Raw genomic sequence first — 26,450 nt, 5'->3', positions numbered from 1 at the left:
GTCAGATGCCGAGATTGGCCCGGCGCAGCCGTTCGGTCTGTTCCGCCGGCCCGTCCAGCTCCACCAGCGCCGCCCGCTGCCGGCCGACCAGGACCAGCAACAGCTCCGGCGGGGCCCCCACCACCCGGACCTTGGGCCCGCCGGCGCCGGCGCGGGTCTGCCCCCAGCCGGGCGCGTCGAGCAGCACCGCCGCCGGATAGGAGCGCAGCACGATCCGCGCCAGGCTCCGGACCTCGGCCCAGATCGCGGCCAGATACGCCGTCGGCAGTTCCCGGGGCCGCCAGTCGGGCTGCGCCCGCAGCACGTCCTCGTGGTGGACGAACATCTCCAACCCGTTGGCCACCGGGTCGATGAGCGGGTTACTGACCGGACTCCACCACGGTGGCTGCCGCACCAGGTCCACCAACTGCGGGTAGGGCGTGCGGGCCCGCGCGGCGCGCACCCGATCGCCGTGCCTGCGCAGCGCCGGGATGACCAGCCCGATCGCCGCGTCCGGGCGGCGCTCGCGCACCACGAGGTGGGCCGCCAGGTCGCGGGTGGTCCAGCCCTTGCACAAGGTCGGCGCGTCCGGGCCGGTCCTGTCGAGCAGGTCAGCCAGGGTCTGCCGCTCAGCGCGCGCGTACCGCTTCATGGCGCTGATCGTAAGGGAGCGGACCAGGCGGCGTCCGGGTTGTGATGTCGGCCACTGGCGCCCCGCCTGCCGCCGGCAACCTCGGTCGGCCAGTATAGGGCGATCGCCCGTCGCCAGGGCGGACATCGACCAGGGGCGACGCGCCCCGCCGGGCTCAGGAGGATCGTGGCAGCCAAGACCAGCCGGGACGTCGTCGTCAAGGGCCTGAAAGTGCTGTGGGTCGGCATCAAGGAACAGCCCCGGCTGTTCGCCATCGGGGTCAGTGGCAGCGTCCTGTACGGGCTCATGGTGATCGGCGGCGCGTACGTCGTCGGGCACATCGTCGGCGAGATCGTCGTGCCGTCGGTGCGGGCCGGGCGGATCGACGCTGTGGCTCTCGCGCTGGCCGCCGCCGCGCTGCTGACTATCAGCCTGCTGCGGATCGCCGCGGTGTTCGGGCGCCGGCTCGGGGCGGGTTACATGCAATACCAGCTCCAGGCCTCCTACCGGCGGCGGGTCACCCGGCGCTACCTCCAGCTGCCGCTGGCCTGGCACCACCGGCACCCCACCGGGACGCTGTTGTCGAACGCCAACTCCGACGTCGAGGCGACGTGGTTCCCGGTCGCGCCGTTGCCGTTCGCGGTCGGCACCCTGGTCATGCTGGTCGTCTCGATCTGCTCCCTGTTCTTCACCGACTGGGTGCTGGCGATGGTGGGTCTGGGCATCTTCCCGGCCCTGTTCGCGCTCAACGTCGTCTACTCCCGTCGGATGGCGCCCCGCCAGGCGCGGGCCCAGCAGCTGCGCGGCGAGGTCAGCGACATCGCCCACGAGAGCTTCGACGGCGCGCTGGTCGTCAAGACCATGGGACGCGAGGAGGCCGAGACCCGCCGGTTCGCCGTCCGGGTCGACGAGATGCGCGACGCGCTCATCTCGGTGGGCCGGCTGCGCGGCCTGTTCGACCCGCTCCTGGAGTCGCTGCCGAGCCTGGGCACCCTGACTGTCCTCCTGGTCGGGTCGTGGCGGCTCAGCCAGGGCGTCATCGACGTCGGGGACCTGGTCAGCGTCACGTTCCTGTTCACCGTGCTCGCGTTCCCGGTCCGGGCGATCGGCTGGGTGCTCGGCGAGCTTCCCCGCAGCGTCGCCGGCTGGGACCGGGTGCAGCTGGTGCTCAACGCCACCGGCGAGATGGCCTACGGCGACCGTGACGCCGTCGGCGAGGCGGCGGCGTCGCTGGACTTCGCCGACGTGACCTTCGCCTACGAGGCCGGCCAGCCGGTGCTGCGCGAGGTCACCTTCACCGTCCCGGCCGGGCGGACCGTGGCCCTGGTCGGCCCGACCGGGTCCGGCAAGTCGACGATCGCCTCGCTCGCCGCCCGGCTGGTCGATCCGACCGCCGGCGTCGTCAGCGTCGACGACCTTGACGTGCGTCGGTTGACCGCGGCGTCGTTGGCCGCCACCATCGCGCTGGTGCCGCAGGTGCCGTTCGTCTTCGACGACACCGTGCGGGCCAACATCGCCCTCGACCGTCCGGGCGCCGACGACGCCACCGTCCGGGACGCGTTGGGCCTGGCCCAGGCGCTGCCGTTCGTCGACCGGCTTCCCGAGGGCCTGGACACCAGGGTCGGCGAGCGCGGCGCCTCGCTGTCGGGCGGGCAGCGCCAACGCCTCACGCTGGCCCGGGCGTTGGCCGGGCGGCCCCGGTTGCTGGTCCTCGACGACGCCACCAGCGCCGTCGACCCCCGCGTCGAGGCGGCGATCCTGGCCGGGCTGCGTCGGGCCGACTCCGGCACGTCGATCCTGGTCGTCGCCTACCGACGGGCCACCATCGCGCTGGCCGACGAGGTCGTCTACCTGGAGGAGGGCCGGGTCGTCGGCCGCGGCACGCACGAGGCGCTGCTGGCCAGCGTCCCCGGCTACACGGCGCTGGTGACCGCCTACGAACAGGCGGACGCCGAGCGCGAGCACGCGCACCTCTACGACGAGGACGCCGACGCGGCGACCGTGGGCGGGCAGCAGTGAGCGACAGTCAAGAGAGCGCCTGGCAGACGCTGCGCAGGGGCCTGTCCCTGTCCCCGGAGTTGAGGGTCGGCCTGGCCGGCACGCTGGCCCTGGCCGTCGTGTCGATGATCGGCCGGGCGGCGGTGCCGGTGTCGGTGCAGAAGGCCATCGACGATGGGATCAACGCCCCCGGTGGCCCGGACCTCGGCGTGGTGGCTGTCGTCGTCGCGGCGACGGCGGCGGCGCTCGCGGTGACCACGGCCGCCGGTTATCTCATGATGCGGCGGCTGTTCACCGTCAGCGAGACCGCGCTGGCGAACATCCGCACCCACACGTTCCGGCACATCCACGACCTGTCCATGCTGCACCAGCAGACCCAACGGCGCGGCTCGCTGGTGTCCCGGGTGACCAGCGACGTGGACCAGATCACCCAGTTCCTTCAGTGGGGCGGGGTCATCCTGCTCATCAGCGTCGGCCAGATCGTTGTCACGTCGATCATCATGCCGATCTACTCGTGGCAGCTGACGCTGGTGGTGTTCGGGGCGTTCATCCCCGCGTTCATCGTCATCCGGGCGTTCCAACGCCGGCTGGCCGCCGCGTACGGGCTGGTCCGCGAACGGGTCGGCGCGGTGCTGGCGTCGGTGTCCGAGAGCGTGGTCGGCGCGGCTGTCATCCGGGCCTACGGCGTCTCCGGGCGTACCGCGACCCGTTTGGACACGGCGATCGAGACTCACCAGCAGGCGCAGCGGAAGGCGCTGCGCACCAGCGTCGTCGGCTTCTCCACCGGCGAGGTCGCCGCCGGGCTGGCCATGGCCGCGGTGGTGGTGCTCGGGGTCAAGCTGGGCGTGGACGGGCAGATCAGGGTCGGCGAGCTGACCGCGTTCCTGTTCCTGGTGTCGATGTTCATCATGCCGGTGCAGATCGCCACCGAGGTGCTCAACGAGGCCCAGAACGCCATCGCCGGCTGGCGTCGGGTGCTCGACATCCTCGACACCTCCCCCGATGTGGCCGATCCGGGCGTCAGCGGCCTCGTCCTTCCGCCGGGACCGCTGGACGTGCGCTTCGCCGCGGTGTCGTTCGCGTACAGCGCCGACGGACCGACCGTCCTGCACGAGGTCGACCTGGACATCGCGGCCAAGACCCGGGTGGCGGTGGTGGGGGAGACCGGCAGCGGCAAGACCACCTTCGCCAAGCTGCTCACCCGGCTCATGGACCCGGTCAGCGGGCAGGTGCTGTTGTCGGGCACACCGCTCGGTCGGGTGCGGTTCTCCTCGCTGCGCTCGCGGGTGGTGATGGTCCCGCAGGACGGGTTCCTGTTCGACGCGTCGGTCGCCGAGAACGTCCGCTTCGGACGATCGGACCTTGACGACGCGGCGATGGGCGCGGCCTTCACCGAGCTGGGCCTGGCCGACTGGGTGGCGGGGCTGCCCGAGGGCGCCGACACCCGGGTCGGCGAGCGCGGCGAGGCTTTGAGCGTCGGCGAGCGTCAGCTGGTGGCCCTGGCCAGGGCGTACGTGGCCGACCCGGACCTGCTGGTGCTGGACGAGGCGACCAGCGCGGTGGATCCGGCGACCGAGGTGCGGCTTTCGCGCACCCTGGACGCGGTGACCCGTGGCCGTACGACGGTGGTGATCGCGCACCGGCTGTCAACGGCGCAGACCGCCGATGAGGTGATCGTGTTCGACGCCGGTCGGGTGGTCCAACGCGGTCCGCACGAGTCGTTGCTCGCCGATCCCGGGTCCATCTACGGTCGGCTCTTCGCGTCCTGGTTGGAGCAGACCCGCTGAACTGGGCGGCGCCGGGGCGCGGGCCGGTGATCCGACCGACGCCCCGACGCTGTCAGCGTGAGTAGAACTCGACGATGAGCTGCTCGTCGCAGTGGACGGGAATCTCCCGACGCTCCGGCAGCCGCAGGATCGTGACCGTCAGGTCGGCCAGCGCCACCGACAGGTATGGCGCGGTGGGGCCGTCGACGTGGGCGCCGGCCGCGGCCACCTGGAACGGCGCCGTGGCGCGGCTGCGTTCGCGGACTCCGACGACCTGGCCGGGCCGTAGCCGGTACGAGGGTCGGTCGACCTTGGCGCCGTCCACGGTGATGTGTCCGTGGCCGACCATCTGACGGGCCTGGTAGATGGTGCGGGCCAGTCCGGATCGCAGGACGACGGCGTCGAGGCGCCGTTCCAGGAGGGTGACGAGCGTCTCGCCGGTCTTGCCGGGAGCGCGGACGGCGTCGGTGAAGGTTCGGCGCAGTTGCCCCTCGCTGACGTTGTACTGGTGTCGCAGCCGTTGCTTCTCCAACAGGCGCACCTGGTAGTCGGAGGGCTTCTTGCGACTGCGGCCGTGGACGCCGGGCGGGTAGGGCCGCTTCTCGAAGTACTTGACGCACTTGCGGGTGAGCGGGATGCCGAGCGCCCGGGACAGTCGGGCCTTGGGTCGGGGCGTGTTCATCGGTGCGTCTCCATCGCAGGCCGGCGGCGACCAGCGGTCGCCAGCTTTTCAGGCATAGGTTAGGCTTGCCTTAGTCAGGCTACCCTAACGTCCGCGGCATGCTAGCCATCGCCCGGCCCAGAAACGGAGCAGCCCATGTGGCCCCACCCCGCTGCTGTCGCCCGCGCGCTCGCCGCGGCGACCCGCCCGGCCAGCCTCTACCTGGCCTGCCGGCCCAGTCCCCAGCTGACCCGCTACATCTGCGACCCGCACGGCACTGTGCTGCTGCTCGCCAGGGATGACAGTCCCGCCGCCCACGCCCTGCGCCCGACGCCCGGCGAGGACGATGTCGCTGCCGTGTTGGAGATCGTCGACGATCCGGATCAGCCCGATCTGCCGTCGCTCGGCCGGGTCTGGCTCAGCGGCTGGGTCGCCCCGTTGTCCGGAGTGGGCGCCCGGGCCGCCGCGCTCGACTTCGCCGCCGTCCATCCGCTCAGCGACCTGCTCGATGTCGGGCGGGGCGTCACGCTCTACCGCCTTGAGCTGGCCGAGGTCCGTCTCGAACGCGGCGACCGGTCCGTCGACATCGTCCCCGAGGACTTCGCCGCCGCGGCGCCAGCCTGCCCCGGCCAGCTCGCCCGCCTGCGCGCCCGGATCGCCCCCGACTCCGCGCCCCCGACCCCGACGCCCCGCCTCATCTGAGCCGGGTCCGCGCTCAGTCGGCGGCGGGAGCGGGCACGTCGAGGTCGTCGGTGAGGTACCGCTGGATGGTGGGGCCGACGGCGGCGGCGATCACCGATGGGTCGGCGCTGGCCAGGGGCTCGAAGCGGAGCAGGTAACGGGTCATCACCAGCCCCGCCAGTTGGGAAGCGACCAACGCTGCTCGCAGCTCGGATTGCGGATCGTCGGTGATGCCCAGCTGCGCGAAGACCCGCCGCAGCACCTGTGTCACCAGGAATTCCCGTAGCAGGCGGGCCGACCATTCGCTGCTCATCGCCGAGCGCAGCAGCGCGGCGCCGGCGGCGCCGGCGGGGGAGTCCCACACTGACAGCGCCAGCGCCACCAGTCGTCGACCGGCGCCATCGATGCCGCCAGCCACCGCCGCGGGGATCAGCTCCGCCGGGTTGATCGGCAGGTCGAGAGTGGCCAGAAAGAGCTGGTCCTTGGTGCCGAAGTAGTGATGGACCAGAGCTGGGTCCACGCCCGCCTCCGCGGCGATCCCGCGGATCGATGCCCGGTCGTAGCCCCGTCCGGCGAACGCCGTCCGGGCCGCGGTCAGGATCGCGCCCCGGGTGTCAGGGCTGCCGGATCGTCGTCCGGTGCGTCGCCTCATCCGGGCCTCCCGCCGGTCGTGATCAGTCGGTGCGACGGCGGAGGGTCGCCGCCGCCAGGGCCAGCGCCACCACGACGCCGGCGGCCACCACCGCAACGTCCCGCCACATCGTCGCCGTGGGCGTGGCGTGCGCGCCGACCTCGCCCAGCGCCTCGACCGCGTACGACAACGGCAGCGCGTCGCTTACCACCTGTAGCCAGCCGACCATCTGGTCGCGCGGCACGAACAGCCCACACAGCAGGAACTGCGGGATGACCACCACCGGCATGAACTGCACCGCCTGGAACTCGGTGCGGGCGAAGGCGCTGCAGAACAGCCCCAGCGCCACCCCGAGCACGGCGTTGACGACCGCGATGAGCACCACCAGCCACGCCGGCCCGGCGGTGTCGAGATCAAGAAGCCAGTAGGCGATGGCTGAGGCGATCGTCGCCTGGACGGCCGCCGCCAGGCCGAACGCCGCTCCGTAGGCGAACAGCAGGTCGAGCTTGCCCAACGGGGTGGTGAGCAGACGTTCCAACGTGCCGGTGGTGCGTTCGCGCAGCATGGCGATGCTGGTCACCAGGAACATGATCGTGAACGGGAAGATGCCGAGCATGATCAGCGCCACCCGGTCGAAGGTGGCCTCGGCGTGGTCGAACATGAAGTACAGCAGGGTGAGCAGCAGCGTAGGCACGCCGACGAGCAGTCCGATGGTGCGCCGGTCGTGGCTGAGCTGGCGCAGCACCCGGGCGGTGGTGGCGATGAGGAGCCGGGCCGACATCACTGCGCTCCTTCGTCGGTGGCGGTGGCGGTGGCGGGGCTGGTGGCTGTGGCGGCGCGTTGGATAAGGCGCAGGAACGCCCCGTCCAGGTCGTCGGCGCCGGCTGAGGCCAGGACCCCGGACGGAGTGTCGTCGGCGATGAGGTGGCCATCGCGGATGAGCAGCAGCCGTTCGCATCGGCCGGCCTCGTCCATGACGTGGCTGGATACCAGGACGGTGGCCCCGCCGCTGGCCAGCGCGTGGAACTGCTGCCACAGCTCCTCACGCAGCACCGGGTCCTGGCCGACGGTGGGCTCGTCGAGCACCAGGAGCCGGGGGCGTCCGATGACGGCGCAGGCCAGCGAGGCCCGGCTGCGCTGCCCGCCGGAAAGGTTCCCGACGAGCTGGCCGGCGGCGACGGCCAGGCCGACGTCACGCACCACCCGGTCGGCTTCGGCGGCGTCCTGGCCGACGAGCGTGGCGAAGTAGCGGGCGTTCTCGCGGACGGTGAGGTCGGCGTAGACGCTGGGCGCCTGGGTGAGGTAGCCGACCTGGGACCGTAACGGAGCGCTCCCGGCTGGCTGACCGAGGATCCGGACGCTGCCTGAGCGGATCTTCTGGACGCCGACCATGGCGCGCATGAGGGTCGTCTTGCCGCTGCCGCTGGGCCCGAGCAGGCCGGTGACGCTGCCGGCCGCCACGGCGCAGCTGATGCCGTGCAGGACGGTGCGCCGCCCCCGGTCGACGACCAGGTCGTCGACGACGATCGCGTTCTCCATCGCGCCTCCACTTCCGACTGAGCCGGCGAAGCCGGCAATTCACCACCCGATGAAATCAACGCTAGTCAGGCCTACGCGCCGCCGTCGCCCCGGTAGTGGAAAATCACCGCTGTGGCCGACACCGAGAACCGACCCACACCGCCCGAGCCCAGCCCGCAGCCGCCGTCCGCCGCGCTCGACCCGCGGATCGCCGCGCAGCTGACCCGCGGCCCTGACGGGCTGGTGGCCGCCGTCGTCCGCCAACACGACACCGGCGAAGTGCTCATGCTGGCCTGGATGGACGACGAGGCGCTGCGCCGTACCCTCACCACCGGCCTGGCCACCTACTGGTCGCGCAGCCGGGGCGAGTACTGGGTCAAAGGCAACACCTCCGGTCATTACCAGCACGTCAAGTCGGTCGCGCTGGACTGCGACGGCGACGCGCTGCTCGTCAGCGTCGACCAGGTCGGCCCGGCCTGCCACACTGGCGCGCGAAGCTGCTTCGCCACCGAGCTGCCCACTACGGTCGGGCGCCGACCCTCGCCGACGAACGGAGCCCCCCGATGACCACCGGCGCCACCCTCCCGGACCTCACCGGGTTCCGGGCCCAGGCCAGGGACCGCCGGGTCGTTCCGGTCATCCGGCGGCTGCTGGCCGACGGCGAGACCCCGATCGGCATCTACCGCAAGCTGGCCGGCGGGCCCGGCACCTTCCTGCTGGAGTCAGCCGAACAGGGCGCTGGCGCCGCGTGGTCCCGCTACTCGTTCATCGGCGTGCGCAGCGCCGCCACGCTCACCGAACGCGAAGGGCAGGCCGCCTGGCTCGGCGAGCCGCCCGCCGGCCTGCCCGCCGGCGGCGATCCGCTGACGGCCCTGCGCGAATGCGTCGCCGCGCTCGCCTCGCCCGAGGACCCCGAAGGACACCTCCCGCCGCTCACCGGCGGCATGGTCGGCTACCTGTCCTACGACACCGTGCGCCGCTTCGAACGCCTGCCCGAGCTGGCCGTCGACGAGCTGGCCGTCCCCGAGCTGGGCATGATGCTCGCCACCGACCTCGTCGCGCTCGACCACTACACCGGCGCCGCCATCCTCATCGCCAACGCGGTCCTGGCCCCTGACGCCGACGACGCCGCCACCGCCGCCGCGTACCACCAGGCCGTCGGCCGGCTCGACGCGATGACCGGGGCGTTGTCGCGGCCGACGCCGCCGCTGGTGTCATCGGTCCCCGGCGGCGGCGCCGACCCGTTCGCCGGGGTCGTCAGCCGCACCCCGGCCGGCGAGTACCCGAAGGCCGTCGAGGCGGCGAAGGAGGCGATCCGGGCCGGTGAGTGCTTCCAGATCGTCGTCGCGCAACGGTTCAGCCGGCCCACCGAGGCCGACCCGCTCGACGTGTACCGGGTCCTGCGGGCCACCAATCCCAGCCCCTACATGTACCTGCTGCGCTTCGACGACTTCGACATCGTCGGCTCGTCGCCGGAGGCGCATGTCAAGGTCAGCGTCGACGGCGGGCGGCGGCAGGCGATGCTGCACCCCATCGCCGGCTCCCGGCCGCGCGGGGACACTCCGCGCGCGGACGCGGCGCTCGCCGCCGAGCTGCTCGCGGACCCGAAGGAACGGGCCGAGCACGTCATGCTCGTCGACCTGGGACGCAATGACCTGGGCCGGGTCTGCGAGCCGGGCAGCGTCGACGTGACCGCGTTCGCCGAGGTGGAGCGGTACAGCCACATCATGCACATCGTCTCCACGGTCGTCGGTGAGCCGCGGGCCGACCGGACCGCCTTCGACGTGCTCGCCGCGACGTTTCCGGCCGGCACCCTGTCCGGCGCTCCCAAGGTCCGCGCCATGGAGATCATCGAGGAGCTGGAGCCGACGCGTCGCGGCGTCTACGGCGGCACCGTCGGGTACTTCAGTTTCGGCGGCGACCTGGACATGGCCATCGCCATCCGCACCGCGCTGATCCGGGACCGGGTGGCGTACGTCCAGGCCGGGGCCGGGATTGTGGCTGACTCCGACCCGGCGACCGAGGAGCAGGAGACCCGCGACAAGGCGGCGACGGTGCTCGCGGCGATTGCCGCCGCCGAGACGCTGCGACCGGTCCGGTGAGCGCGCCCGACGATGGGCGGCGGAGCGTCGGCGCGTTGATGGCGCTCATCCTCGTGGGCTGTGTCGGCGCGGCCGGGTTGTTGCTGTTCGCCGCCACCGGCGGGTGGCGGCAGGTCACCGTCGGCCGGAGCGTCGAATTTCCCGACCCCACCGAGTGGCGGACCGGGGAGCAGCTGCTGCCCTGGCTGCCGGCGGTGGCGTGGGCGGCGATGGCGGCGGCCGGCGCGGTGTTGGCCGTGCGCGGGCTGGCGCGGGTCGTGGTCGGGCTCGGGATCGCCGTCGCCGGGGCGGTGAGCGTGATCGGGGCGGTGGCCGTCTGGTCCGATGGCGCGCGGATCGTCTGGGTGGCGGCCACCGTGGTGGCCGGCGCGACGCTCGTGGCCGCCGGCGTGGTGACAGCGCGTCACGGGCGACATTGGCCGACGCTCGGCGCGCGGTACCAGCGCAGCCCGGCCGGCGCACCGGGAGCGCGGGACGGCCGCGCTGCCGAGGGGCCGGCCGAGACCTGGGCCGCCCTCGACCGTGGCGAGGACCCGACGCTCGACTGAACCTGTCAACTCACTCATCGTTATCGATTCGCCGCTCTGCGCTCGCCCCAGCTGCGGCGACTTGCGAAGATCGTGCATTATGCAGTACTACGCACCGTGAGCTACGCCATACCCCCGTGGAGGGTCGCCCGAAGGGTGCGCTTAGCATCGGGCCCATGACACCCGGAGGGGGGACCCGTTGGTGACAACGACACAGTCCGGCGGTGGTTCCGCCAACGTGCTGAGCCAGATCCTGGCCGGGGTCCGCGAGGACCTCGCCGTCCGTGAACGGGACCTCCCTATGGGCGAGGTGAAGCGGCTCGCCGCGGCCGCGCCGCCGCCGATCGACGCGCTCGCCGCGCTGCGCCAGCCCGGAGTGGCCGTCATCGCCGAGGTGAAGCGCTCGTCGCCGTCCAAAGGCACGCTGGCCGAGATCGCCGACCCGGCCGAGCTGGCCATCCAGTACGCCGCCGGCGGCGCCCGCGCCATCAGCGTCCTCACCGAGGGTCGTTGGTTCGGCGGTTCGCTGGCCGACCTGGCCGCCGTCCGCGCCGCCATCGACATCCCGCTGCTGCGCAAGGACTTCGTGGTCTCCAGTTACCAGGTGCACGAGGCCCGCGCCCACGGCGCCGACCTGGTCCTGCTCATCGTCGCGGCGTTGGAGCAGAACGCGCTGGTGGGCCTGCTGGAGCGGATCGAGTCCCTCGGCATGACCGCTCTGGTCGAGGTGCACACCGTCGAGGAGGCCGACCGGGCCCTCGACGCCGGCGCGAAGGTCATCGGGGTCAACGCCCGGAATTTGCAGACCCTGGAGGTCGACCGCACCGTCTTCGAGAAGATCGCCCCGGGGCTGCCGGCCAGCGTTGTCAAGATCGCTGAGTCGGGGGTCCGCGGCCCGCACGACCTCATCCGCTACGCCTCCTGCGGCGCCGACGCCGTCCTCGTCGGCGAGGGCCTGGTCACCCACAAGAGCCCCCGGGACGCGGTCGCCGAGATGGTCACCGCCGGCAGCCACCCGGCCACCCCGAGGCCCACGCTGTGAGCGCCGTAGCGCAGCCCGACGTCACCGGCCACTTCGGCCGGTACGGCGGTCGATTCGTCCCCGAGGCGCTCATCGCCGCCCTCGACGAGCTGGACGCCGCCTACCGATCCGCCAAGGCCGACCCGACCTTCACCGCCGACTTCGCGCGCCTGCTGCACGACTACGCTGGCTGCCCGTCCCGGCTCTACCCCGCCGCGCGGCTGTCCGCGCACGCCGGGGCCCGGATCCTGCTCAAGCGCGAGGACCTCAACCACACCGGCGCCCACAAGATCCGTAACGTGTTGGGTCAGGCGTTGCTGGCCAAGCGGATGGGCAAGCCCCGGGTCATCGCCGAGACCGGCGCGGGCCAGCACGGGGTGGCCAGCGCCACCGCCGCCGCCCTGCTCGACCTGGAGTGCGTCGTCTACATGGGCGAGGTCGACACTGAGCGCCAGCAGCTCAACGTCGCCCGGATGCGGATGCTCGGCGCCACCGTCGTCCCGGTCAGCAATGGCTCCCGCACCCTCAAGGACGCCCTCAACGAAGCCATGCGGGACTGGGTGAGCAGCGTCGGGAACACTCACTACCTGCTCGGCACGGCCGCCGGCCCGGCCCCGTTCCCGGAGATCGTGCGCGACTTCGTCTCCGGCATCGGCGTCGAGGCGCGCGCCCAGTGCCTGGAGCAGCTCGACGGCCTGCCCGACGCCGTGGCGGCCTGCGTCGGCGGCGGCTCCAACGCCATCGGCATCTTCCACGCCTTCGTGCCGGACGCCGCGGTGCGCCTCTACGGATTCGAGGCCGGCGGCGACGGCCTCGACACCGGTCGGCACGCCGCCAGCATCACCGGCGGCAGCTCCGGCGTCCTGCACGGCGCCCGCACCTACGTGCTCCAGGACGACGACGGCCAGACCGTCGAGTCGCACTCCATCTCCGCCGGGCTGGACTACCCCGGCGTCGGCCCGGAGCACGCCTGGCTGCACGACACCGGCCGCGCCAGCTACCAGCCCGTCACCGATGCCGAGGCGATGGCCGCGTTCCAGCTGCTGTGCCGGCTGGAGGGCATCATCCCGGCGATCGAGAGCGCGCACGCGCTTGCCGGGGCGCTGCGAATCGTCCCCGAGCTTTCGGCCGAGCTGGGCCGCCCGCCGACCATCGTGGTGAACCTGTCCGGTCGCGGCGACAAGGACATGCACACCGCCGGCGCGTACTTCGGCCTGCTCGACGAACGGAGCGCCCGATGAGCCTGACCGCGGCTTTCGCCGCCGGCCGGGCGGAGGGCCGCGCCCTGGTCGTCGGCTGCATGCCCGCCGGTTTCCCCACCGTTGACGGCAGCATCGCGGCGATGACCGCCATGGTCGAGGCCGGCGTCGACATCATCGAGGTGGAGCTGCCGTACTCCGACCCGGTGATGGACGGCCCGGTCATCCAGAAGGCCAGCGACATCGCCCTGGCCGGCGGTTTCCGTGTGCATGACGTGCTGCGGATCGTCGAGTCGGTGGCCGCCGCCGGCGCCCCGGTAGCGATGATGACCTACTGGAACCCGATCGAGAAGTACGGCGTGGACCGCTTCGCCCGCGACTTCGCCGCCGCCGGCGGCGTCGGCCTCATCACCCCGGACCTCATCCCTGACGAGGCCGGCGAGTGGCTGGCCGCCTCCGACGCCCACAATCTCGACCGGGTGTTCCTGGTCGCCCCGTCCTCCACCGACGAGCGCCTGGAGATGACGACCCGGCACTGCCGCGGTTTCGTCTACGCCACCGCGGTCATGGGCGTCACCGGCGCCCGCGAGCAGACCTCCAGCGCCGCGCCCGAGCTGGTCGCGCGGGTCCGCAAGGTCGACCAGGACATCGCCGTCGCCGTCGGCCTGGGCGTGCGCGACGGCGACCAGGCCGCGGCTGTCGGCGCCTACGCCGACGGGGTGATCGTGGGCAGCGCTCTCATCCGGCGCCTGCTCGACGCGCCCGATCCGAGGACCGGCCTGGACGACCTGCGCGCCCTGTCGACGGAGCTGGCCGACGGGGTGCGGCGCTCCCGGCGCTGACACCCGTCCGCCCCTGCTCTCGCGGTCCGGCCCGCGCAGGTAGCGTGTGCGCTCGTGATGCTTGCCGCCATTCCCAGCCCCACCACCTCCATCTGGCACTTGGGCCCGGTGCCGATCCGCGCCTACGCGCTGTGCATCGTGGCCGGCATCGTCGCCGCCGCGCTGATCACCGACCGGCGGCTCAACCGCCGCGGCGCGCCCAAGAACGCCGTCCTGGACGTGGCCGTGTGGGCCGTCCCGTTCGGCATCGTCGGCGCCCGGCTGTACCACGTGGTCACCTCCTGGCAGGGGTACTTCGGGCCCGGCGGCGACCCGGTCAAGGCGCTGTACCTGTGGGAGGGCGGCCTGGGCATCTGGGGGGCCGTGGCCGGCGGGGCCGTCGGGGCGTGGCTGGGGTGCCGGCAGATCGGCATCCCGCTGACGGTCTTCGCCGACGCGCTCGCCCCCGGGCTGCCGGTGGCGCAGGCGATCGGCCGGCTGGGCAACTGGTTCAACAACGAGCTGTACGGTGGCGTCACGTCGCTGCCGTGGGGCCTGACCATCCACCAGATGGTCGGCGGCCGCGCGCTCGCCGGCCCCGACGGCAAGGCGGTGGCCCTGCCAGACCTGTACCACCCCACCTTCCTGTACGAGCTGGTGTGGAACTTCGGCGTCGCCGTCCTGGTCCTGGTGTCCGACCGCCGCTTCAAGCTCGGCCGAGGAAGAGCGTTCGCCCTGTACGCGATGGGCTACACCGTCGGCCGGTTCTGGATCGAGCTGATGCGCTCGGACCCGGCGAACGAGATCCTCGGCCTGCGGGTCAACGTGTGGGTGTCGGTCCTGGTGTTCGTCGGCGCGCTCGTCTACTTCCTGCGGGTCAGGGGACCGCAGGAGTTTCTGCTTCCGCCCGCCGAGGCCAAGCCGGGCGCCCCTTATCAGGTCGTCACCGAGGCGCAGTTCCACGCCGCCGCGACGAACGCGGCGTGGACTCCCGTCGCGGCTGACCAGCCCACGCCAGCTGAACAGCCGTCGTCGGCTGACCCGGCGGGCCCTACCGACGACGGCGCGGCGCCCGGAGGTCGAATGTCATGACGAACGCGGCGATGGCCAGGGCGGCGAGCACGCCGAACAGCGTCAGCGCGGTCAGCGCCATCGACGCGGTCACCTCGGCCCCTGCCGGGCCGGCCGCGGTGTCCGGGACGACGCTCCCCGATGCCATCCGCTCCACGGTCGCCAGCGTCTCGATGGCCGCGAAGAGCAGCCCGGCGCCGGCGCCGACCTGCCGGGCGCGCAGGTCCGGCTCCCAGGTGGTCTGCGCGACCACGCCGGTGAAGGCGATGAGGAACGCCGCGTAGGCCCACCCCGCCGCGGCGGCGCCGGCCAGCGCCGCGCCCACCGCCGCCACCGGCATCGCCGCGGCCACCGCGATGATCACCCGGCCGGTGACCCGACGGGCCCGGTCCGTCGCGGCGGCGGTGTTCTTTCCGCGGTGACGGCTGCGGTAGTCCACAATGACCACCAACGCCACCGCCAGCGAGCACCCGACGGTCAGGACGCCGACGAGGTCGCCGGTCGACAGCCAGAATGCGCCCAACGTCGGGATCATGATCGTCAGCGCCGCGGTGCCCCGGCGCCGGTACGCCGCCTCGCCGACGATCACCACCGCGGCCAGTGGCGTCGCTACCATGCCGAAGGCGACGGCGGCGTCCGAGCTGAGGTCGTACAGCACCATGGCGACCGCGCCAACCGCCATGACCACCAGCGTCCAGGCGAGCGTCTGATCGCGTCGGGTCAGCTCCTTGACGTACGGCCCGGCCTGGGCCAGCGCGGTGTGCCGGGGCCGGATGGCGTCGCGTCGCCGCGTCTGTCGCTCCAACAGGTCCCGTACTCTCGCCAGCTCGGCGCTCACCGCCTCGACCTGCTGCTCGGCGTGGCCGCACTGTCCGGCCAGGGCGATCCGCTCGGCCAGCCGCTCCTGGAACTCGCGCGCGTTCGCCCGCGACTCGGCGAGCTGCCCGATGACCCGCGCCAGCCGCTCCCGCAGGTCGTCCCGTTCCCGGGTCGCGTCGGCGACCTGCCTCAGCAGCTCCGACTCCCGGCCGCGCAGCTGCTCGACGAGCCGTTCGGCGTCGGCCAGCTCCTCAGCCGCCTTCGCGATCTCTTTGCTGATCGCCGAGTCGACGGCCAGCGTCACGGCGCCCGTGACGACCACGTTGTTGTCACCGTGGACGATGACCCCGCCGCTGCGGCTGACCACCGTTCGGCCGTCGCCGGCTCTGCGGCGCCACCACGGACGGGCCGGCCCGTCGCTCATCGCCCGCTGTCACCCTCGACTGCGCCCGCGCCCGTGACGACCGTGCTGCCAGTCCCGATCGTGACGCCGTCGCCGCTGTCCTTCACCGATACCCCGCCGTCACCCCCGACCGCGCCTGTGACGACCGTGTTGTCGCTTCCGATCGTGATGCCGTCACCCGATCGGGTCACCCGCCGGGTCGGGGGCTGGCCGCCGCGCAGTGTCGCCCACACCGCCACGCCCACCCCGGCGACGCCGGCCAGGGCGCCCAGCGCCTGCGCCGGGTAGTTGCCGATCACCGGGCCCAGCTGCCAGAACACGGCGGCCAGCGCCAGCAGCGCAGCGCCCGTCGCCCACACCACGATCCGCGCCGTTCGACCCATCTGCTCATCATGGCCCAACGGGCGCCGGGACAGCGTTGCCGAGGCTGCGTTTCGGTCCTGGCGGTCCGTAGTGGGCGATGACGCGACGCGCCGGACCGTCGACGGTCACCGAGCCTCCGTACGGCAGGATCCACTGCGGGTCGGTGTGCCCGAAGTCGACATCGAAGACCGCCATCGCCGACGGGTTGTACATAGCCAGGGCACGCAACACCGCCTCCCGCTGCCCGGCGCGGTACCGGCGCCGCTGGTCCATGGTGGCGTCGCGGCGCAGGTTGCTGGCTTTGGCCACGGCGACCAGAACCGCCGGGAACTGCCCCAGCAGGCCACGTTCGCCGGCGTTGCGCAGCATCCGGAACACCTCGTCAGCGGACGGCATCTCCTCGGAGGTCTCCAACAGCAGCACACAGCCGGCGTAGTCGTCCGCGGGTCGGATCCACCGGTCCGCGGCCAGGTTCCAGTGCAGAATCTCCAGGTTCCCACCCCAGGTCGGGGCGGTGACCACCCGGTCCGGCTGGTGCCAGGTCCACCCCGGAGCCGGGACCGTCGGCGCGGTGGCGTCCAGCGACGCGGCGTCGTCCCAGTCCAGCTCGTCCTCGATGAACGCGTCGACCTGGCTCAGCTCGCGGTCCCCGCGGGTGAACAGCACGTCGCGCAGCGATCCGCCGGACACCGGGTGGACACCGCCGCCCCGTCCGAGGTGCACCATGGTGGACCCGCCGTGATAGCTGACCACGCCGAGATTCCAGAGCCAGTTGAGCAGGTTCGTGTTGTCGCTGTACCCGAGGAACGGCTTGGGGTTGGCCGTGACGATATCCGGGTCGAGGTACGGCAGGACGGTTAGCTGGTCCTCGCCGCCGATCGTCGCCAACACCGCCCGTACTGTCGGATCGGCGAACGCGGCCAGAAGATCCGCTGCCCGGTCACGCGGCGATGCGCCCACCCGGCGCGTCGTCGGATACTCCACCGGTTCCAGGCCGAACTCGTCCCGGAGCCGGCGCATCGCGAGGTCATGAACGGCGGGGAACACCCCTGGCGCCGCGAACGAGGGGGAGAGGACCCCGACGCGGTCGCCCGCGACCAACGGTGCCGGAGTGACGAAGTCAGGGCGCATCCCGCCATTCAACCCTCGGACCGGCCACGTCGGCCACGAAGGCGGCACTGCCTGGCGAACGTCGGATGTTCAGACGGCGCTTGCCCGGCCGACCCGCGCGTTTGCCCGCGGCGGGATAGCCTGGCCGGTGTGACCAGACGCGCGAAGATTGTCTGCACCATCGGCCCGGCGACCGCCAGCGAGGAGTCCCTCAAGGGTCTCGTCGGGGCGGGGATGGATGTGGCCCGGCTGAATTTCAGCCATGGCAGCCACGCTGACCACGAGCAGGTCCTCAAGCTGGTCCGGGCAGTGTCGGCCGACACCGGAAAGCCGGTCGGGGTGCTGGCCGACCTCCAGGGACCGAAGATCCGCCTTGGCAAGTTCGCCGACGGGTCGGCCATGTGGAACACCGGCGACACGGTCGTGATCACCAGCGACGACGTCATGGGCGTCCACGACCGGGTGTCGTGCACCTACCGGGAGCTGCCCAGCGAGGTGAAGGTCGGCGACCGGCTGCTCATCGACGACGGCAAGGTGGCCGTAGAGGTCCTCAACGTCTCGGGGCCGGACATCATCTGCCTGGTCACCGAGGGCGGCCCGGTCTCGAATCACAAGGGTGTGTCGCTGCCGAACGTGGCGGTGAGCGTGCCGGCGTTGTCGGAGAAGGACATCACTGACCTGAAGTTCGCGCTGAGCGTGGGCGCTGACCTGGTGGCGTTGTCGTTCGTCCGCTCCGCGGCCGACATCCACCTCGTGCACGCGGTCATGGACGAGGTCGGGGTCCGACGTCCGGTTCTGGCGAAGGTGGAGAAGCCGGAAGCGGTTGCCGACCTGGAGGCGATCGTCAAGGCGTTCGACGGCATCATGGTGGCCCGCGGCGACCTGGGGGTCGAGCTGCCGCTGGAGCAGGTGCCGTTGGTGCAGAAGCGTGCGGTGCAGTTGTGCCGCGAGCACGCCAAGCCGGTGATCGTCGCCACCCAGATGCTCGACTCGATGATCGAGAACGCCCGGCCGACCCGGGCGGAGGCGTCGGACGTGGCGAACGCCGTCCTGGACGGCGCTGACGCGGTGATGCTCTCGGGGGAGACAAGCGTCGGCAGGTATCCGCAGCTCACCGTGCAGACGATGGCCCGGATCATCGAGACCACCGAGGCCGGTTCGCTGGCGGTTCCCCGGTTGAGCCACGACACCCGTCCCCGGGGCAGCGCGATCACGGTGGCCGCGGTGCAGATCGCCCGTTCGATCGAGGCGAAGGCGTTGGTGGCGTTCAGCCAGACCGGGGACACGGTCCGCAGACTGGCCCGGCTCCACTGCCACCTGCCGTTGCTGGCGTTCACGACCACCGACGAGGTCCGTAACCAGCTGGCGTTGTCGTGGGGGGTGGAGTCGTTCCTGGTCCCGTATGTGGAGCACACCGACGACATGTTCCAGCAGGTGGACCAGTCGCTGCTGGGGTTGCGCCGGGCGGAGCCGGGCGACTACGTGGTCGTGGTGGCCGGCAGCCCGCCGGGCACTCCGGGCTCGACGAACACGCTGCGGGTGCACCGCCTAGGCTCCCTCGTCACCCCCACCTGAGCGTGGGCGGGTGGGGACCGGCGAGTTGAAGGGGGCACCGTGAGCGGCACGCCAGCGTCCGGCCAGGAGGCCGTCGACCAGCTACTGAAGGTTCTTGACCTGGAGCGTCTGGGCGACGGCGTGTACCGGGGCGTGAGCCCGCTGGTGGGCCCGCAGCGGGTCTACGGCGGTCAGGTCGCGGCGCAGGCGCTGGTAGCGGCGGGTCGGGAGGTTGACCCGTCCCGGCACGTTCACTCTTTGCACGGGTACTTCGTGCGGCCGGGGGATCCGCTGGAGCCGATCGAGTACCAGGTCGAGAGCATCCGGGACGGGCGTTCGTTCTCGGTGCGGCGCTGTGTGGCCGTCCAGCACGGTCGCACGATCTTCTTCATGTCGGCCTCGTTCCAGCGGGTCGAGCGGGCGCTTGACCATCAGCTGCCGGGCCCGGTCGACGTGCCGCCGCCGGACGAGCTGCCGACGATGGTCGAACGCCTGGCGGAGTACCCGGAGCGGCTCGGTTTCTGGTCGTTGCTGCCGCGGCCGATCGACGTCCGGTACGTGGGGGAGTCGGGTTGGGTACCGCCGGGCGACCGCCCCCGTGCCCCGCAGCAGAACGTCTGGATGCGGTTCGACGGCAGGCTGCCGGATGACCCGCTCATCCACGTCTGCGCCCTCGCCTACGCCTCCGACCTGACGTTGTTGGATTCGGTCCTGAGCTTCCACGGCGAGTCGTGGGGCCCGGGCGGGGTGGTCGGCGCAAGCCTGGATCACGCCATGTGGTTCCACCGGCCCTTCCGCGCCGACGAATGGTTCCTGTACGCGTGCTCGTCGCCGAGCGCCCACGGGGCGCGTGGGCTGGCGACCGGACGATTCTTCACCGCCGATGGCCAGCACATCGGCAGCGCCGTCCAGGAGGGTCTGCTCCGTCGCGTCGGCGGCTGAGCGTCCGGGGGGTGAACCTGACCCGGAGGTCATTGACGCGCTGTCTTCCCGGGCGCCACGCTCGAAAGATCCGGAACTGACTGTCCCGACAACGGCACGCATGGTCATCATGTGGGGTCGGGGACAGGCCGCAGGCGACCGGACCGGCCGGCGAGGCGGAGGTGCCGATGCGTAGCTTAGTGGTGCTGGCCTTGGTCGGGCTCACGGCGCAGTTGGTCGACGGCGCTCTCGGTATGGGCTATGGAATGACCTCGACGAGCCTGCTGCTGCTGGCCGGCGTCGCGCCGGCGTCCGCGTCGGCGTCGGTGCATCTGGCCGAGATCGGCACCGCGCTGGCCGCGGGGGTGTCCCACTGGCGCTTCGGCAACATCGACTGGCATGTCCTGCGCCGGATCGCGCTGCCCGGCGCTCTTGGGGCGTTCCTGGGCGCCACCGTCCTCAGCTCGCTGAGCACGGCGGTCGCGGCGCCCTGGATGGCGGCCATTCTGTTCACGCTCGGGGTCCTGCTGCTGGCCCGGTTCGCCCGACCGCTGGGACCGGGCCGCCGCACCCGGGCCGGCGCCCGGCTGCTGGCCCCGCTGGGCCTGGTCGCTGGTTTCGTGGATGCCACCGGTGGCGGCGGGTGGGGGCCGGTGGCGACGCCGTCGCTGTTGGCGCACGGGCACATGGAGCCCCGCAAGGTGATCGGCTCGGTGGGCGCCGCCGAGGTGATCGTGGCGATCGCGGCCAGCGTCGGCTTCGTCCTGGGGCTGGGGCGTGGCGGGTTTCTGTTGCCGATGGTCGGCGCGCTGCTGCTCGGCGGTCTGATCGCCGCGCCGGTGGCCGCCTGGCTGGTGCGGATCATGCCGGCGCAGGTCCTCGGGGTCGTCGTCGGCGGCATGATTCTGCTGACGAACGCCCGGGTGTTGCTGGCGCTGGTCGACCCGGCGCTCATCGTCTGGGTGGCCGTGTACGCGGGGCTCGCGGTGGCGTGGCTCATGGCGTTGACGTTGGCGGTGCGGGTGATGCGGCGTGTGGCGCCGACGCCGGCGCCTGAGCCGCAGCCGGCGCCGGTGTAGCCGGTCAGCGGACGACGAGCACCCGGTCGACCGCCGGGGCCCGGTCGACCGGGTTCCCGATGTTGATCGTGTTGTCGCCCGAGCGCATCGTCATCGGCAGGGACACGGACCGGACGATCACCGGGTTGGTGGCGAACGCGGGTAGTTGGACCTGGCCGATGTCGGCGCCGTTGATGCTGATGGCCGCCCTGCGGCTCTCCTGGCTCACGTAGAAGATGGTGACCCGGTGCTCTCCGGCGGCCGGCACGCTGGCCCGGACGTCGAGCGAGTTGCCCCGGCCGAGGTTGCCGACGATGACTCCGCCGGAGGCGTTCTGCTGGCTGAAAAGGTTCACGCCGCCGCGGAAGCCGTTGCGGGCAGCCTCAGCCTCGATGCTCACGTTGACCGGATCGGCTCCGGCGCGGGCGGCGGCGCGGCTGGGTTTGGGCTTGGCTTTCGTGGGGCTGCGCTTTCTGCTCGGTGAGGGGCTGGGGGTGGGCAGCACGTCATCGGGGCTGGCCTGGCCTGGCTCCGGCGCCGTCGGGAACCCGGCCGCGGTCGGCGGGTCGGTGGGGGCGACCGCGTTGGTGGTGACCTGACTGCGCAGGAGCAGACCGGCGGACACGGCGACGGCTGTGGCGGCGACCGCCCCGGTGAGGAGCATGGCGGTGGTGGCGAACCGTCGTTGCGAGCGGTGGGCGCCGGGCATCGCGTCACCGCGGACGGGGCCCCGCCCGGTGGCCGGGCGCGATGGCGTGGGCTGGCCGGCGTCGCGCGCCGGGCGCGTGCGGGCTGGGTTGGTGCGGCGGCGGCCGGCGTCGGTGGAGTCGTTCATGTCCCCCTGCTTCCCTTGGCGTTGCGGCGCCAGCGGATGACCGACGTTACTGGCGGGTCGTCGTCGCCCTGAAGTGGGAAATCAGACCAATCTCCGAACCGTTTGGCTAGTCCTGGTTTCGACGCTTTTGCTCTACCGGCACGGTTTACTCCGACCGCCTGGGGGTCAGTCGGGTCGTGCTCGGGTGCCGTTGGGTTACCCCTGTTCCCTCGTCGGCGCCAGCCGCCTAGCGTCTTGGCCATGACCAGCGACTTTCTTCGGGCCGTAGCCGACACCGCCCCCGCCGGGACCCCAGCCGACGCGTCGGGCGTCGCCGCGGCCGATGTCCTTGACGAGCTGATGGCCCGGCTGGGTGTCGACGGGCTCACCTACGCCCTCGGCAACGCGGGCTTCCTCGCCGAGCTCGACCAGCAGGCCGCCGCGATCCGCGAGGCGGTCCGGCGGTCCGGTCGACAGCTCACCATCCCGTCGCTGGTCAGCTATGCGCGGTCGGTGCTCTTCGCGGCCCAGCGCATGGGCAGGCCGCTCCCCGAGCCTGGCGAGGCCGTCACGCCCCTCCTCGACTGGTCCGCCGCGCCGTGGCACCTGGTCCGGCTGCTCGCGGTTTGCGCCATCGCCGAAGAGGCCGACTGGCTCTGACCCCGTCAGTTCCCCATCTGTCGTCCTCTTGGGCAAACCCGGCGTGTCAGCCGGGCGCCCGTGGGTAGGCTCAGACCGCGCACACGGGTCAGGGCTGACACCCGCACGATGGGAGGACTTGATGGACCGGATCCCTGTCTGCGTCGTCGCCGATGACCCCATCTCCCAGGTAGGCGTCTCCAGCCAACTCCACGAACGTCCAGAGGTCGCTCTGCTCAGCCCGGACGAGTCAGCGTCGGCGCACGTCGCGCTGGTGGTCGTCGAATCGGTGGACGACGTCGCGCTGCGACAGTTACGCACGCTCCGGCGTACCCACGACGCCCGGTTGGTCCTGGTCGCGACCCATGTCGCAGACGGCGACCTCGTCGCGGCCGTGGAGGCGGGCATCGCCGGCCTGCTGCGCCGCACTGAAGCTGAGCCGGAGCGTCTCGTCGCGGTCATCCAGGCCGCCGCGCACGGCGACGGCACCCTGCCGCCGGACCTGCTGGGCCGGCTCCTCGACCAGGTCGGCCGGCTCCAGCGCCAGGTGCTCAGCCCCCGCGGGCTGCACTTCAGCGGACTCGCCGACCGCGAGGTGCAGGTGCTGCGCCTGGTCGCCGAGGGGCTGGACACCGCCGAGATCGCCACCCGGCTGTGCTACTCCCAGCGCACCGTCAAGAACGTTCTCCACGACGTCACCACCCGCCTGCAACTGCGTAACCGCTCGCACGCCGTCGCCTACGCGGTCCGTCAGGGCCTCATCTGAGCTGCTCGTTCGGGCGCCCTGCTCCGCAGCTATGAAATCCCGTCGCCCGGACGGCGGACAGGCGCCAGGCTGACAGGGACAGTTCAGCTACCGGAGGGAACCGCCATGGAGCGTCGCCGCAAGAAGCATGACGCGGACGTGCCGCCAGAGCCGCACTGGGCGGAGCTGATGGAGAAGCTGGTGCTCGACCGTGAATACGAACGCGGACACCGCACCCGCCTGAAAGCCGAGGAGCCCACCGGCATCGCCTTCGAGACGACGGTAGCCGGACGGGCCGGGTTGATGGGCGAGGAGACCCTGGTCCGTCTCCAACGCTGAGACCGGCGGCTACGTGTACCGGTACGCGCTCGGCGGCATCGTCCTGCTCTACGCGCTCGTCATCGCGATGCCGGCCTGGCTGCTGGGCCTGGCGAACGTGGCGATCCTGGGCGGTCTGGTCGTCCTCCTGGTCAACAGTCGACGGTACGGCCGCCGGTGGTCGGCGTGGGTCGCCGCCGCCGTCGGGGCCATGCTCGTCGGGTCGGGCCTCGCCGCGGTGGCCGGCTCGGAGGCGGCGCGGGACGTCACCACCTCGGCGTCGACCGCCGTCCTCGTCGGGGCGACGATCGCGCTGATCGGCTCAAGCGTGGTGCGGAGCCCGGAGGTGGACGGCGCGGTGATGATGATGGTGCTCAGCGTGTACCTGCTGCTCGCCCTGCTGTTCGCCGCCATCCACAACCTGGGCGTCACCTTCCAGCCGCACTATCTGCGGGGCGTCGGGGAGCCACCGACCCCGTCTGACACGTTGTACTTCAGCGTCGTCACGCTCACCTCGATCGGCTTCGGCGACATCGTGCCGGGCGGGAACCTGGCGCGGGCGGTGACGGTGGTCGAGGCGCTGGTCGGTCAGCTGTTCCTGGTTTCGGTGGTCGCGGTATCGGTCAGCCGGTTCCGGCCGCGACGACAGTCCCGCTGAGAAGGAAGCGTTGGGTCGTGTCGAACGTTGTGGTGATCACCGGCGCCGCCCGTGGGATCGGCCGCGCGACGGCGCTGCTGGCCGCGCGGCGCGGCTACCGGGTGTGCGTCAACTACCGTGACAACGCGGCGGCCGCCGCCCGCACGGTCACGGCGATCGAGGACGATGGGGGCGCCGCCATCGCGGTGCCGGCCGACGTGGGCGACCCGGTCGCGGTGGCCCGGATGTTCGACACCGTCGATCGCGAGCTGGGACCGGTCACCGCGCTGGTCAACAACGCCGGCGTGCTGGCCACCCAGTGCCGGGTGGAGCAGATCACCGTGGACCGGCTCACCGAGGTGTTGCGCGTCAATGTCATCGGGCCGTTCCTCTGCGCCCAGCAGGCGGTCCGGCGGATGTCCACGGCACGCGGCGGCTCCGGCGGCGCGATCGTGAATGTCTCGTCAGCGGCGGCCCGTCTCGGCTCCCCCAACGAGTATGTGGACTACGCCGCGTCCAAGGGCGCGCTTGACACCTTCACGACCGGCCTGTCGTTGGAGGTGGCCGGCGAGGGCATCCGGGTCAACGCGGTCCGCCCTGGCATCATCGAGACCGACATCCACGCCAGCGGCGGCGACGCTGGCCGGGCCGCCCGGCTGGGCCCGTCGCTTCCGCTGGGTCGTGCCGGCAGGCCGGTGGAGGTGGCGAACGCCATCGTCTTCCTGCTGTCGGCTGAGGCGGCGTTCATCACCGGGAGCTTTGTCGACGTCGCCGGCGGGCGGTGACGCCTCGCCTAAGCACGGACGACCTGGGTCGGACGCTCCCGTGTCGTTGCCGCCGCAGTCCTCGGCTACAGCGTTGGTGCCCCCGGTGGGATTCGAACCCACACTGAATGGATTTTGAGTCCATCGACTCTGCCGATTGGTCTACAGGGGCGAGGCGGCCACCAGAGTACCGTCGTCGTGCTCCGCCGCGTGACCGGGCCCGACGTGTCGCGGCTTTTGTGACGTTGCGGCAGGTCTCGCGAGCCGCGTCGCGAGTGGGACAGTCGTCACGAAAAACAACCTCGCTCGTTTCCTGCCAGGGTGTCTGGCAAGCGCACGTCTTGGTAACGGTTTGGTAGTGTGCCCTGCTCGCTGGTCGCTGTCGGTTTTAGGCTCAGCTACGCTCCGCCCTCTACATCCGCGACAGGCGCGAGGGCGTCGACGCAACGCCGGCCCGGGAAACCGGGGGTTCTTGAGGCGGTCGGCGTGCGAACAGCGGCGCCTGCATCACCAGGAGGTCTACAAGCCGTGAGGCACAAGGTTGTACGTGTGCTGGCTGGCGCTGCCGCAGCGACGTTCGTTGTCGCGGGTGTCGCTGGTTGTCAGGATTCCGGTAGTGACAACAACGCTGGCGGCGCCAGCGGCGAGTGCGCCGGTCAGATCGCGATCATGGGGGCCATCACCGGCTCGAACTCGGGCCTCTTCCTGCCGTCGGTGCAGTCGGCGAAGATGGCGATCGAGCAGTTCAACACCAAGGAGAACTGCAAGGTCGAGCCCGTTGAGTTCGACACCACCGGTAGCCCGACGCAGGCCCCGCAGGTCGCCGAGCAGATCGTCGGCAAGCCGGCCATTCTGGCCGTCATCGGTGGTGGGTTCTCCGGCGAGACCAAGGCCACCATGAACAAGTTCGCCGCCGGCAACGTGGCGATGGTCAGCCCGTCGGCCACGGCTATCGAGCTGAGCGAGGCTGGCAACTCCGCGTTCCACCGGGTTGTCGGTCACGACGGCGTGCAGGGCGCGGCAGCGGCCGGTTACCTCAAGGACACGCTCCAGGCCAAAAAGGTTTTCATTGTCGATGACAGCTCGACCTACGGCGCCGGTATCTCCGGCGAGCTGAAGAAGGGCCTCGGGGCCCTGGTCGCTGGCGAGGACAAGGTCCAGGAGAAGCAGTCCAACTTCGCCGCCACGGTCTCTAAGGTGAAGTCCGCTGGCGCCGATGTTGTGGCCTACGCCGGCTACACCAATGAGGCGACGCCGTTCATCAAGCAGCTACGTTCCGCTGGTGTCACGGCCAAGTTCGTTGGTTTCGACGGCCTCTACGACGCCAACTTCGCCAAGGGCGGCGCGAAGGACGCCGAGGGCGCGATTGTTACCTGCCCGTGCCTTCCCGCGACGAAAGCCGGTGGTACGTTCAGCGCCGACTTCAAGTCCAAATACGGCGCGGACCCGGGCGCTTACGGCGCTGAGGGTTACGACGCCGCGATGATTCTGCTCGAGGGCATCAAGGCCGGTAACACCGATCGCGCCAAGCTGTCCGAGTGGGTCGACAAGTACGACAAGGCGGGCGTGTCGAAGCACCTGAAGTTCGACGAGAAGGGTGACATCGACCGTTCCAAGGTTGTCGTGTGGGCGTACGAGGTCAAGGGCGGAAAGTTCGAGCCGTTGACGGACATCAAGCTCAGCTAACGCTAGTTGCGTG

The 26,450-nt window shown here is 71.6% G+C and carries 28 protein-coding genes and 1 tRNA gene; 19 read left to right on the top strand and 10 right to left on the bottom strand.

Annotated elements, in window-relative coordinates; all coding sequences use genetic code 11:
* Position 1: 1 nt before the first annotated feature.
* Entirely contained in the window at positions 2 to 631 is a 630-nt protein-coding gene (locus ABD287_RS06160; protein WP_344169595.1) for a TIGR03085 family metal-binding protein, read from the bottom strand.
* Between the two features lie 165 nt (positions 632 to 796).
* Here ABD287_RS06160 and ABD287_RS06155 point away from each other — a divergent pair, with 165 nt between their 5' ends.
* Both ABD287_RS06155 and ABD287_RS06150 read left to right on the top strand, forming a co-directional pair.
* A complete protein-coding gene (locus tag ABD287_RS06155) occupies positions 797 to 2,629 on the top strand; it encodes an ABC transporter ATP-binding protein (RefSeq protein WP_344169592.1) in 1,833 nt (610 codons plus the stop codon).
* A complete protein-coding gene (locus ABD287_RS06150; protein ID WP_344169589.1) occupies positions 2,626 to 4,395 on the top strand; it encodes an ABC transporter ATP-binding protein in 1,770 nt (589 codons plus the stop codon). Before ABD287_RS06155 ends, ABD287_RS06150 begins: the two co-directional genes overlap by 4 nt.
* Before the next feature lie 52 nt (positions 4,396 to 4,447).
* Here the strand turns inward: ABD287_RS06150 and rpsD are convergent, their stop codons facing one another.
* Positions 4,448 to 5,056, bottom strand: a complete 609-nt coding sequence (gene rpsD, locus ABD287_RS06145) for a 30S ribosomal protein S4 (protein WP_344169586.1) — start codon at positions 5,054 to 5,056, stop codon at positions 4,448 to 4,450.
* Positions 5,057 to 5,191: 135 nt separating this feature from the next.
* On the opposite strand from rpsD, the gene ABD287_RS06140 reads away from it, so the two are divergent.
* The gene (locus tag ABD287_RS06140) at positions 5,192 to 5,737 is read left to right on the top strand and encodes a hypothetical protein (RefSeq protein ID WP_344169583.1); all 546 of its coding nucleotides are present in this window, start codon (positions 5,192 to 5,194) and stop codon (positions 5,735 to 5,737) included.
* A 13-nt stretch (positions 5,738 to 5,750) separates the two neighbouring features.
* Here ABD287_RS06140 and ABD287_RS06135 read toward each other — a convergent pair whose 3' ends face one another.
* Genes ABD287_RS06135 through ABD287_RS06125 form a run of 3 tightly spaced genes read right to left on the bottom strand, consistent with a single transcriptional unit; the run spans position 5,751 to position 7,886 of the window.
* The gene (locus tag ABD287_RS06135) at positions 5,751 to 6,368 is read right to left on the bottom strand and encodes a TetR/AcrR family transcriptional regulator (protein ID WP_344169580.1); all 618 of its coding nucleotides are present in this window, start codon (positions 6,366 to 6,368) and stop codon (positions 5,751 to 5,753) included.
* 22 nt (positions 6,369 to 6,390) lie between these two features.
* Positions 6,391 to 7,128 carry an ABC transporter permease gene (locus ABD287_RS06130; protein ID WP_344169577.1) on the bottom strand — a complete coding sequence of 246 codons (738 nt, stop codon included), beginning with the start codon at positions 7,126 to 7,128 and terminating at the stop codon, positions 6,391 to 6,393.
* On the bottom strand, positions 7,128 to 7,886 hold the full coding sequence (locus ABD287_RS06125; protein WP_344169574.1) for an ABC transporter ATP-binding protein: 759 nt from the start codon (positions 7,884 to 7,886) through the stop codon (positions 7,128 to 7,130). Before ABD287_RS06125 ends, ABD287_RS06130 begins: the two co-directional genes overlap by 1 nt.
* A gap of 111 nt (positions 7,887 to 7,997) precedes the next feature.
* Here ABD287_RS06125 and hisI point away from each other — a divergent pair, with 111 nt between their 5' ends.
* The 7 genes from hisI (at position 7,998) to lgt (ending at position 14,627) form a co-directional block, all read left to right on the top strand.
* Positions 7,998 to 8,432 carry a phosphoribosyl-AMP cyclohydrolase gene (hisI, locus tag ABD287_RS06120; RefSeq protein ID WP_344169571.1) on the top strand — a complete coding sequence of 145 codons (435 nt, stop codon included), beginning with the start codon at positions 7,998 to 8,000 and terminating at the stop codon, positions 8,430 to 8,432.
* Positions 8,429 to 9,967 carry an anthranilate synthase component I gene (locus ABD287_RS06115; protein WP_344169568.1) on the top strand — a complete coding sequence of 513 codons (1,539 nt, stop codon included), beginning with the start codon at positions 8,429 to 8,431 and terminating at the stop codon, positions 9,965 to 9,967. Before hisI ends, ABD287_RS06115 begins: the two co-directional genes overlap by 4 nt.
* Positions 9,964 to 10,515, top strand: coding sequence for a Trp biosynthesis-associated membrane protein (locus ABD287_RS06110; protein ID WP_344169565.1), 552 nt, complete (start codon positions 9,964 to 9,966; stop codon positions 10,513 to 10,515). Before ABD287_RS06115 ends, ABD287_RS06110 begins: the two co-directional genes overlap by 4 nt.
* 217 nt (positions 10,516 to 10,732) lie before the next feature.
* Positions 10,733 to 11,536: an indole-3-glycerol phosphate synthase TrpC gene (gene trpC, locus ABD287_RS06105; protein WP_344169881.1), complete on the top strand. Its 804-nt coding sequence runs from the start codon at positions 10,733 to 10,735 to the stop codon at positions 11,534 to 11,536.
* Entirely contained in the window at positions 11,533 to 12,756 is a 1,224-nt protein-coding gene (gene trpB / locus ABD287_RS06100) for a tryptophan synthase subunit beta (protein WP_344169562.1), read from the top strand. Before trpC ends, trpB begins: the two co-directional genes overlap by 4 nt.
* A complete protein-coding gene (trpA, locus tag ABD287_RS06095; RefSeq protein ID WP_344169559.1) occupies positions 12,753 to 13,556 on the top strand; it encodes a tryptophan synthase subunit alpha in 804 nt (267 codons plus the stop codon). Before trpB ends, trpA begins: the two co-directional genes overlap by 4 nt.
* A gap of 57 nt (positions 13,557 to 13,613) precedes the next feature.
* Entirely contained in the window at positions 13,614 to 14,627 is a 1,014-nt protein-coding gene (lgt, locus tag ABD287_RS06090) for a prolipoprotein diacylglyceryl transferase (RefSeq protein WP_344169878.1), read from the top strand.
* Here the strand turns inward: lgt and ABD287_RS06085 are convergent.
* The 3 genes from ABD287_RS06085 to ABD287_RS06075 are packed head-to-tail and all read right to left on the bottom strand — an operon-like array spanning position 14,587 to position 17,322.
* Entirely contained in the window at positions 14,587 to 15,849 is a 1,263-nt protein-coding gene (locus ABD287_RS06085) for an AAA family ATPase (protein ID WP_344169556.1), read from the bottom strand. The genes lgt and ABD287_RS06085 overlap by 41 nt on opposite strands.
* Positions 15,846 to 16,211, bottom strand: coding sequence for a hypothetical protein (locus ABD287_RS06080; protein ID WP_344169553.1), 366 nt, complete (start codon positions 16,209 to 16,211; stop codon positions 15,846 to 15,848). Before ABD287_RS06080 ends, ABD287_RS06085 begins: the two co-directional genes overlap by 4 nt.
* A 7-nt stretch (positions 16,212 to 16,218) precedes the next feature.
* Positions 16,219 to 17,322 (bottom strand): LD-carboxypeptidase, encoded by a 1,104-nt coding sequence (locus ABD287_RS06075; protein ID WP_344169550.1) that lies wholly within the window; start codon positions 17,320 to 17,322, stop codon positions 16,219 to 16,221.
* 120 nt (positions 17,323 to 17,442) lie between these two features.
* Between ABD287_RS06075 and pyk the strand changes: the two genes are divergently transcribed.
* The 3 genes from pyk to ABD287_RS06060 all read left to right on the top strand — a co-directional run bounded on the left by pyk (position 17,443) and on the right by ABD287_RS06060 (position 20,855).
* Positions 17,443 to 18,876 (top strand): pyruvate kinase, encoded by a 1,434-nt coding sequence (gene pyk / locus ABD287_RS06070; protein WP_344169874.1) that lies wholly within the window; start codon positions 17,443 to 17,445, stop codon positions 18,874 to 18,876.
* 39 nt (positions 18,877 to 18,915) lie between these two features.
* Positions 18,916 to 19,797 (top strand): acyl-CoA thioesterase, encoded by an 882-nt coding sequence (locus ABD287_RS06065; RefSeq protein WP_344169547.1) that lies wholly within the window; start codon positions 18,916 to 18,918, stop codon positions 19,795 to 19,797.
* Between the two features lie 167 nt (positions 19,798 to 19,964).
* Positions 19,965 to 20,855 carry a sulfite exporter TauE/SafE family protein gene (locus tag ABD287_RS06060; protein ID WP_344169544.1) on the top strand — a complete coding sequence of 297 codons (891 nt, stop codon included), beginning with the start codon at positions 19,965 to 19,967 and terminating at the stop codon, positions 20,853 to 20,855.
* 4 nt (positions 20,856 to 20,859) lie between these two features.
* Here ABD287_RS06060 and ABD287_RS06055 read toward each other — a convergent pair whose 3' ends face one another.
* A complete protein-coding gene (locus ABD287_RS06055; protein ID WP_344169541.1) occupies positions 20,860 to 21,669 on the bottom strand; it encodes a carbohydrate-binding protein in 810 nt (269 codons plus the stop codon).
* A gap of 240 nt (positions 21,670 to 21,909) precedes the next feature.
* Here ABD287_RS06055 and ABD287_RS06050 point away from each other — a divergent pair, with 240 nt between their 5' ends.
* The 5 genes from ABD287_RS06050 (at position 21,910) to ABD287_RS06030 (ending at position 24,772) form a co-directional block, all read left to right on the top strand.
* A complete protein-coding gene (locus ABD287_RS06050; RefSeq protein WP_344169539.1) occupies positions 21,910 to 22,308 on the top strand; it encodes a DUF6401 family natural product biosynthesis protein in 399 nt (132 codons plus the stop codon).
* A 121-nt stretch (positions 22,309 to 22,429) separates the two neighbouring features.
* A complete protein-coding gene (locus tag ABD287_RS06045) occupies positions 22,430 to 23,053 on the top strand; it encodes a response regulator transcription factor (RefSeq protein WP_344169536.1) in 624 nt (207 codons plus the stop codon).
* Positions 23,054 to 23,158: 105 nt separating this feature from the next.
* The gene (locus ABD287_RS06040) at positions 23,159 to 23,371 is read left to right on the top strand and encodes a hypothetical protein (RefSeq protein WP_344169533.1); all 213 of its coding nucleotides are present in this window, start codon (positions 23,159 to 23,161) and stop codon (positions 23,369 to 23,371) included.
* Between the two features lie 13 nt (positions 23,372 to 23,384).
* Entirely contained in the window at positions 23,385 to 24,008 is a 624-nt protein-coding gene (locus ABD287_RS06035) for a potassium channel family protein (protein ID WP_344169531.1), read from the top strand.
* Between the two features lie 17 nt (positions 24,009 to 24,025).
* Entirely contained in the window at positions 24,026 to 24,772 is a 747-nt protein-coding gene (locus tag ABD287_RS06030) for an SDR family oxidoreductase (RefSeq protein WP_344169528.1), read from the top strand.
* A gap of 74 nt (positions 24,773 to 24,846) precedes the next feature.
* On the opposite strand, the gene ABD287_RS06025 is transcribed toward ABD287_RS06030, so the two are convergent.
* Positions 24,847 to 24,923 (bottom strand) — tRNA-Leu (locus ABD287_RS06025).
* A 356-nt stretch (positions 24,924 to 25,279) separates the two neighbouring features.
* Here ABD287_RS06025 and ABD287_RS06020 point away from each other — a divergent pair.
* Positions 25,280 to 26,437 carry a branched-chain amino acid ABC transporter substrate-binding protein gene (locus ABD287_RS06020; RefSeq protein WP_425565510.1) on the top strand — a complete coding sequence of 386 codons (1,158 nt, stop codon included), beginning with the start codon at positions 25,280 to 25,282 and terminating at the stop codon, positions 26,435 to 26,437.
* Positions 26,438 to 26,450 lie beyond the last annotated feature (13 nt).

This window comes from Pilimelia columellifera subsp. columellifera (genome assembly GCF_039532605.1).
GTDB lineage: Bacteria > Actinomycetota > Actinomycetes > Mycobacteriales > Micromonosporaceae > Pilimelia > Pilimelia columellifera.
The sequence above is the reverse complement of the archived record's forward strand: the minus strand, read 5'-3'. Positions and strand labels throughout refer to the sequence as shown.

Bases quoted from the DNA above. Each gene is read 5' to 3' on its own strand.
- ABD287_RS06160 (WP_344169595.1), bottom strand. From the start codon at position 631: ATGAAGCGGTACGCGCGCGCTGAGCGGCAGACCCTGGCTGACCTGCTC.
- rpsD (WP_344169586.1), bottom strand. From the start codon at position 5,056: ATGAACACGCCCCGACCCAAGGCCCGACTGTCCCGGGCGCTCGGCATC.
- ABD287_RS06140 (WP_344169583.1), top strand. From the start codon at position 5,192: ATGTGGCCCCACCCCGCTGCTGTCGCCCGCGCGCTCGCCGCGGCGACC.
- ABD287_RS06135 (WP_344169580.1), bottom strand. From the start codon at position 6,368: ATGAGGCGACGCACCGGACGACGATCCGGCAGCCCTGACACCCGGGGC.
- ABD287_RS06130 (WP_344169577.1), bottom strand. From the start codon at position 7,128: ATGTCGGCCCGGCTCCTCATCGCCACCACCGCCCGGGTGCTGCGCCAG.
- ABD287_RS06125 (WP_344169574.1), bottom strand. From the start codon at position 7,886: ATGGAGAACGCGATCGTCGTCGACGACCTGGTCGTCGACCGGGGGCGG.
- ABD287_RS06115 (WP_344169568.1), top strand. From the start codon at position 8,429: ATGACCACCGGCGCCACCCTCCCGGACCTCACCGGGTTCCGGGCCCAG.
- trpA (WP_344169559.1), top strand. From the start codon at position 12,753: ATGAGCCTGACCGCGGCTTTCGCCGCCGGCCGGGCGGAGGGCCGCGCC.
- lgt (WP_344169878.1), top strand. From the start codon at position 13,614: ATGCTTGCCGCCATTCCCAGCCCCACCACCTCCATCTGGCACTTGGGC.
- ABD287_RS06085 (WP_344169556.1), bottom strand. From the start codon at position 15,849: ATGAGCGACGGGCCGGCCCGTCCGTGGTGGCGCCGCAGAGCCGGCGAC.
- ABD287_RS06080 (WP_344169553.1), bottom strand. From the start codon at position 16,211: ATGGGTCGAACGGCGCGGATCGTGGTGTGGGCGACGGGCGCTGCGCTG.
- ABD287_RS06075 (WP_344169550.1), bottom strand. From the start codon at position 17,322: ATGCGCCCTGACTTCGTCACTCCGGCACCGTTGGTCGCGGGCGACCGC.
- ABD287_RS06060 (WP_344169544.1), top strand. From the start codon at position 19,965: ATGCGTAGCTTAGTGGTGCTGGCCTTGGTCGGGCTCACGGCGCAGTTG.
- ABD287_RS06055 (WP_344169541.1), bottom strand. From the start codon at position 21,669: ATGAACGACTCCACCGACGCCGGCCGCCGCCGCACCAACCCAGCCCGC.
- ABD287_RS06050 (WP_344169539.1), top strand. From the start codon at position 21,910: ATGACCAGCGACTTTCTTCGGGCCGTAGCCGACACCGCCCCCGCCGGG.
- ABD287_RS06045 (WP_344169536.1), top strand. From the start codon at position 22,430: ATGGACCGGATCCCTGTCTGCGTCGTCGCCGATGACCCCATCTCCCAG.
- ABD287_RS06040 (WP_344169533.1), top strand. From the start codon at position 23,159: ATGGAGCGTCGCCGCAAGAAGCATGACGCGGACGTGCCGCCAGAGCCG.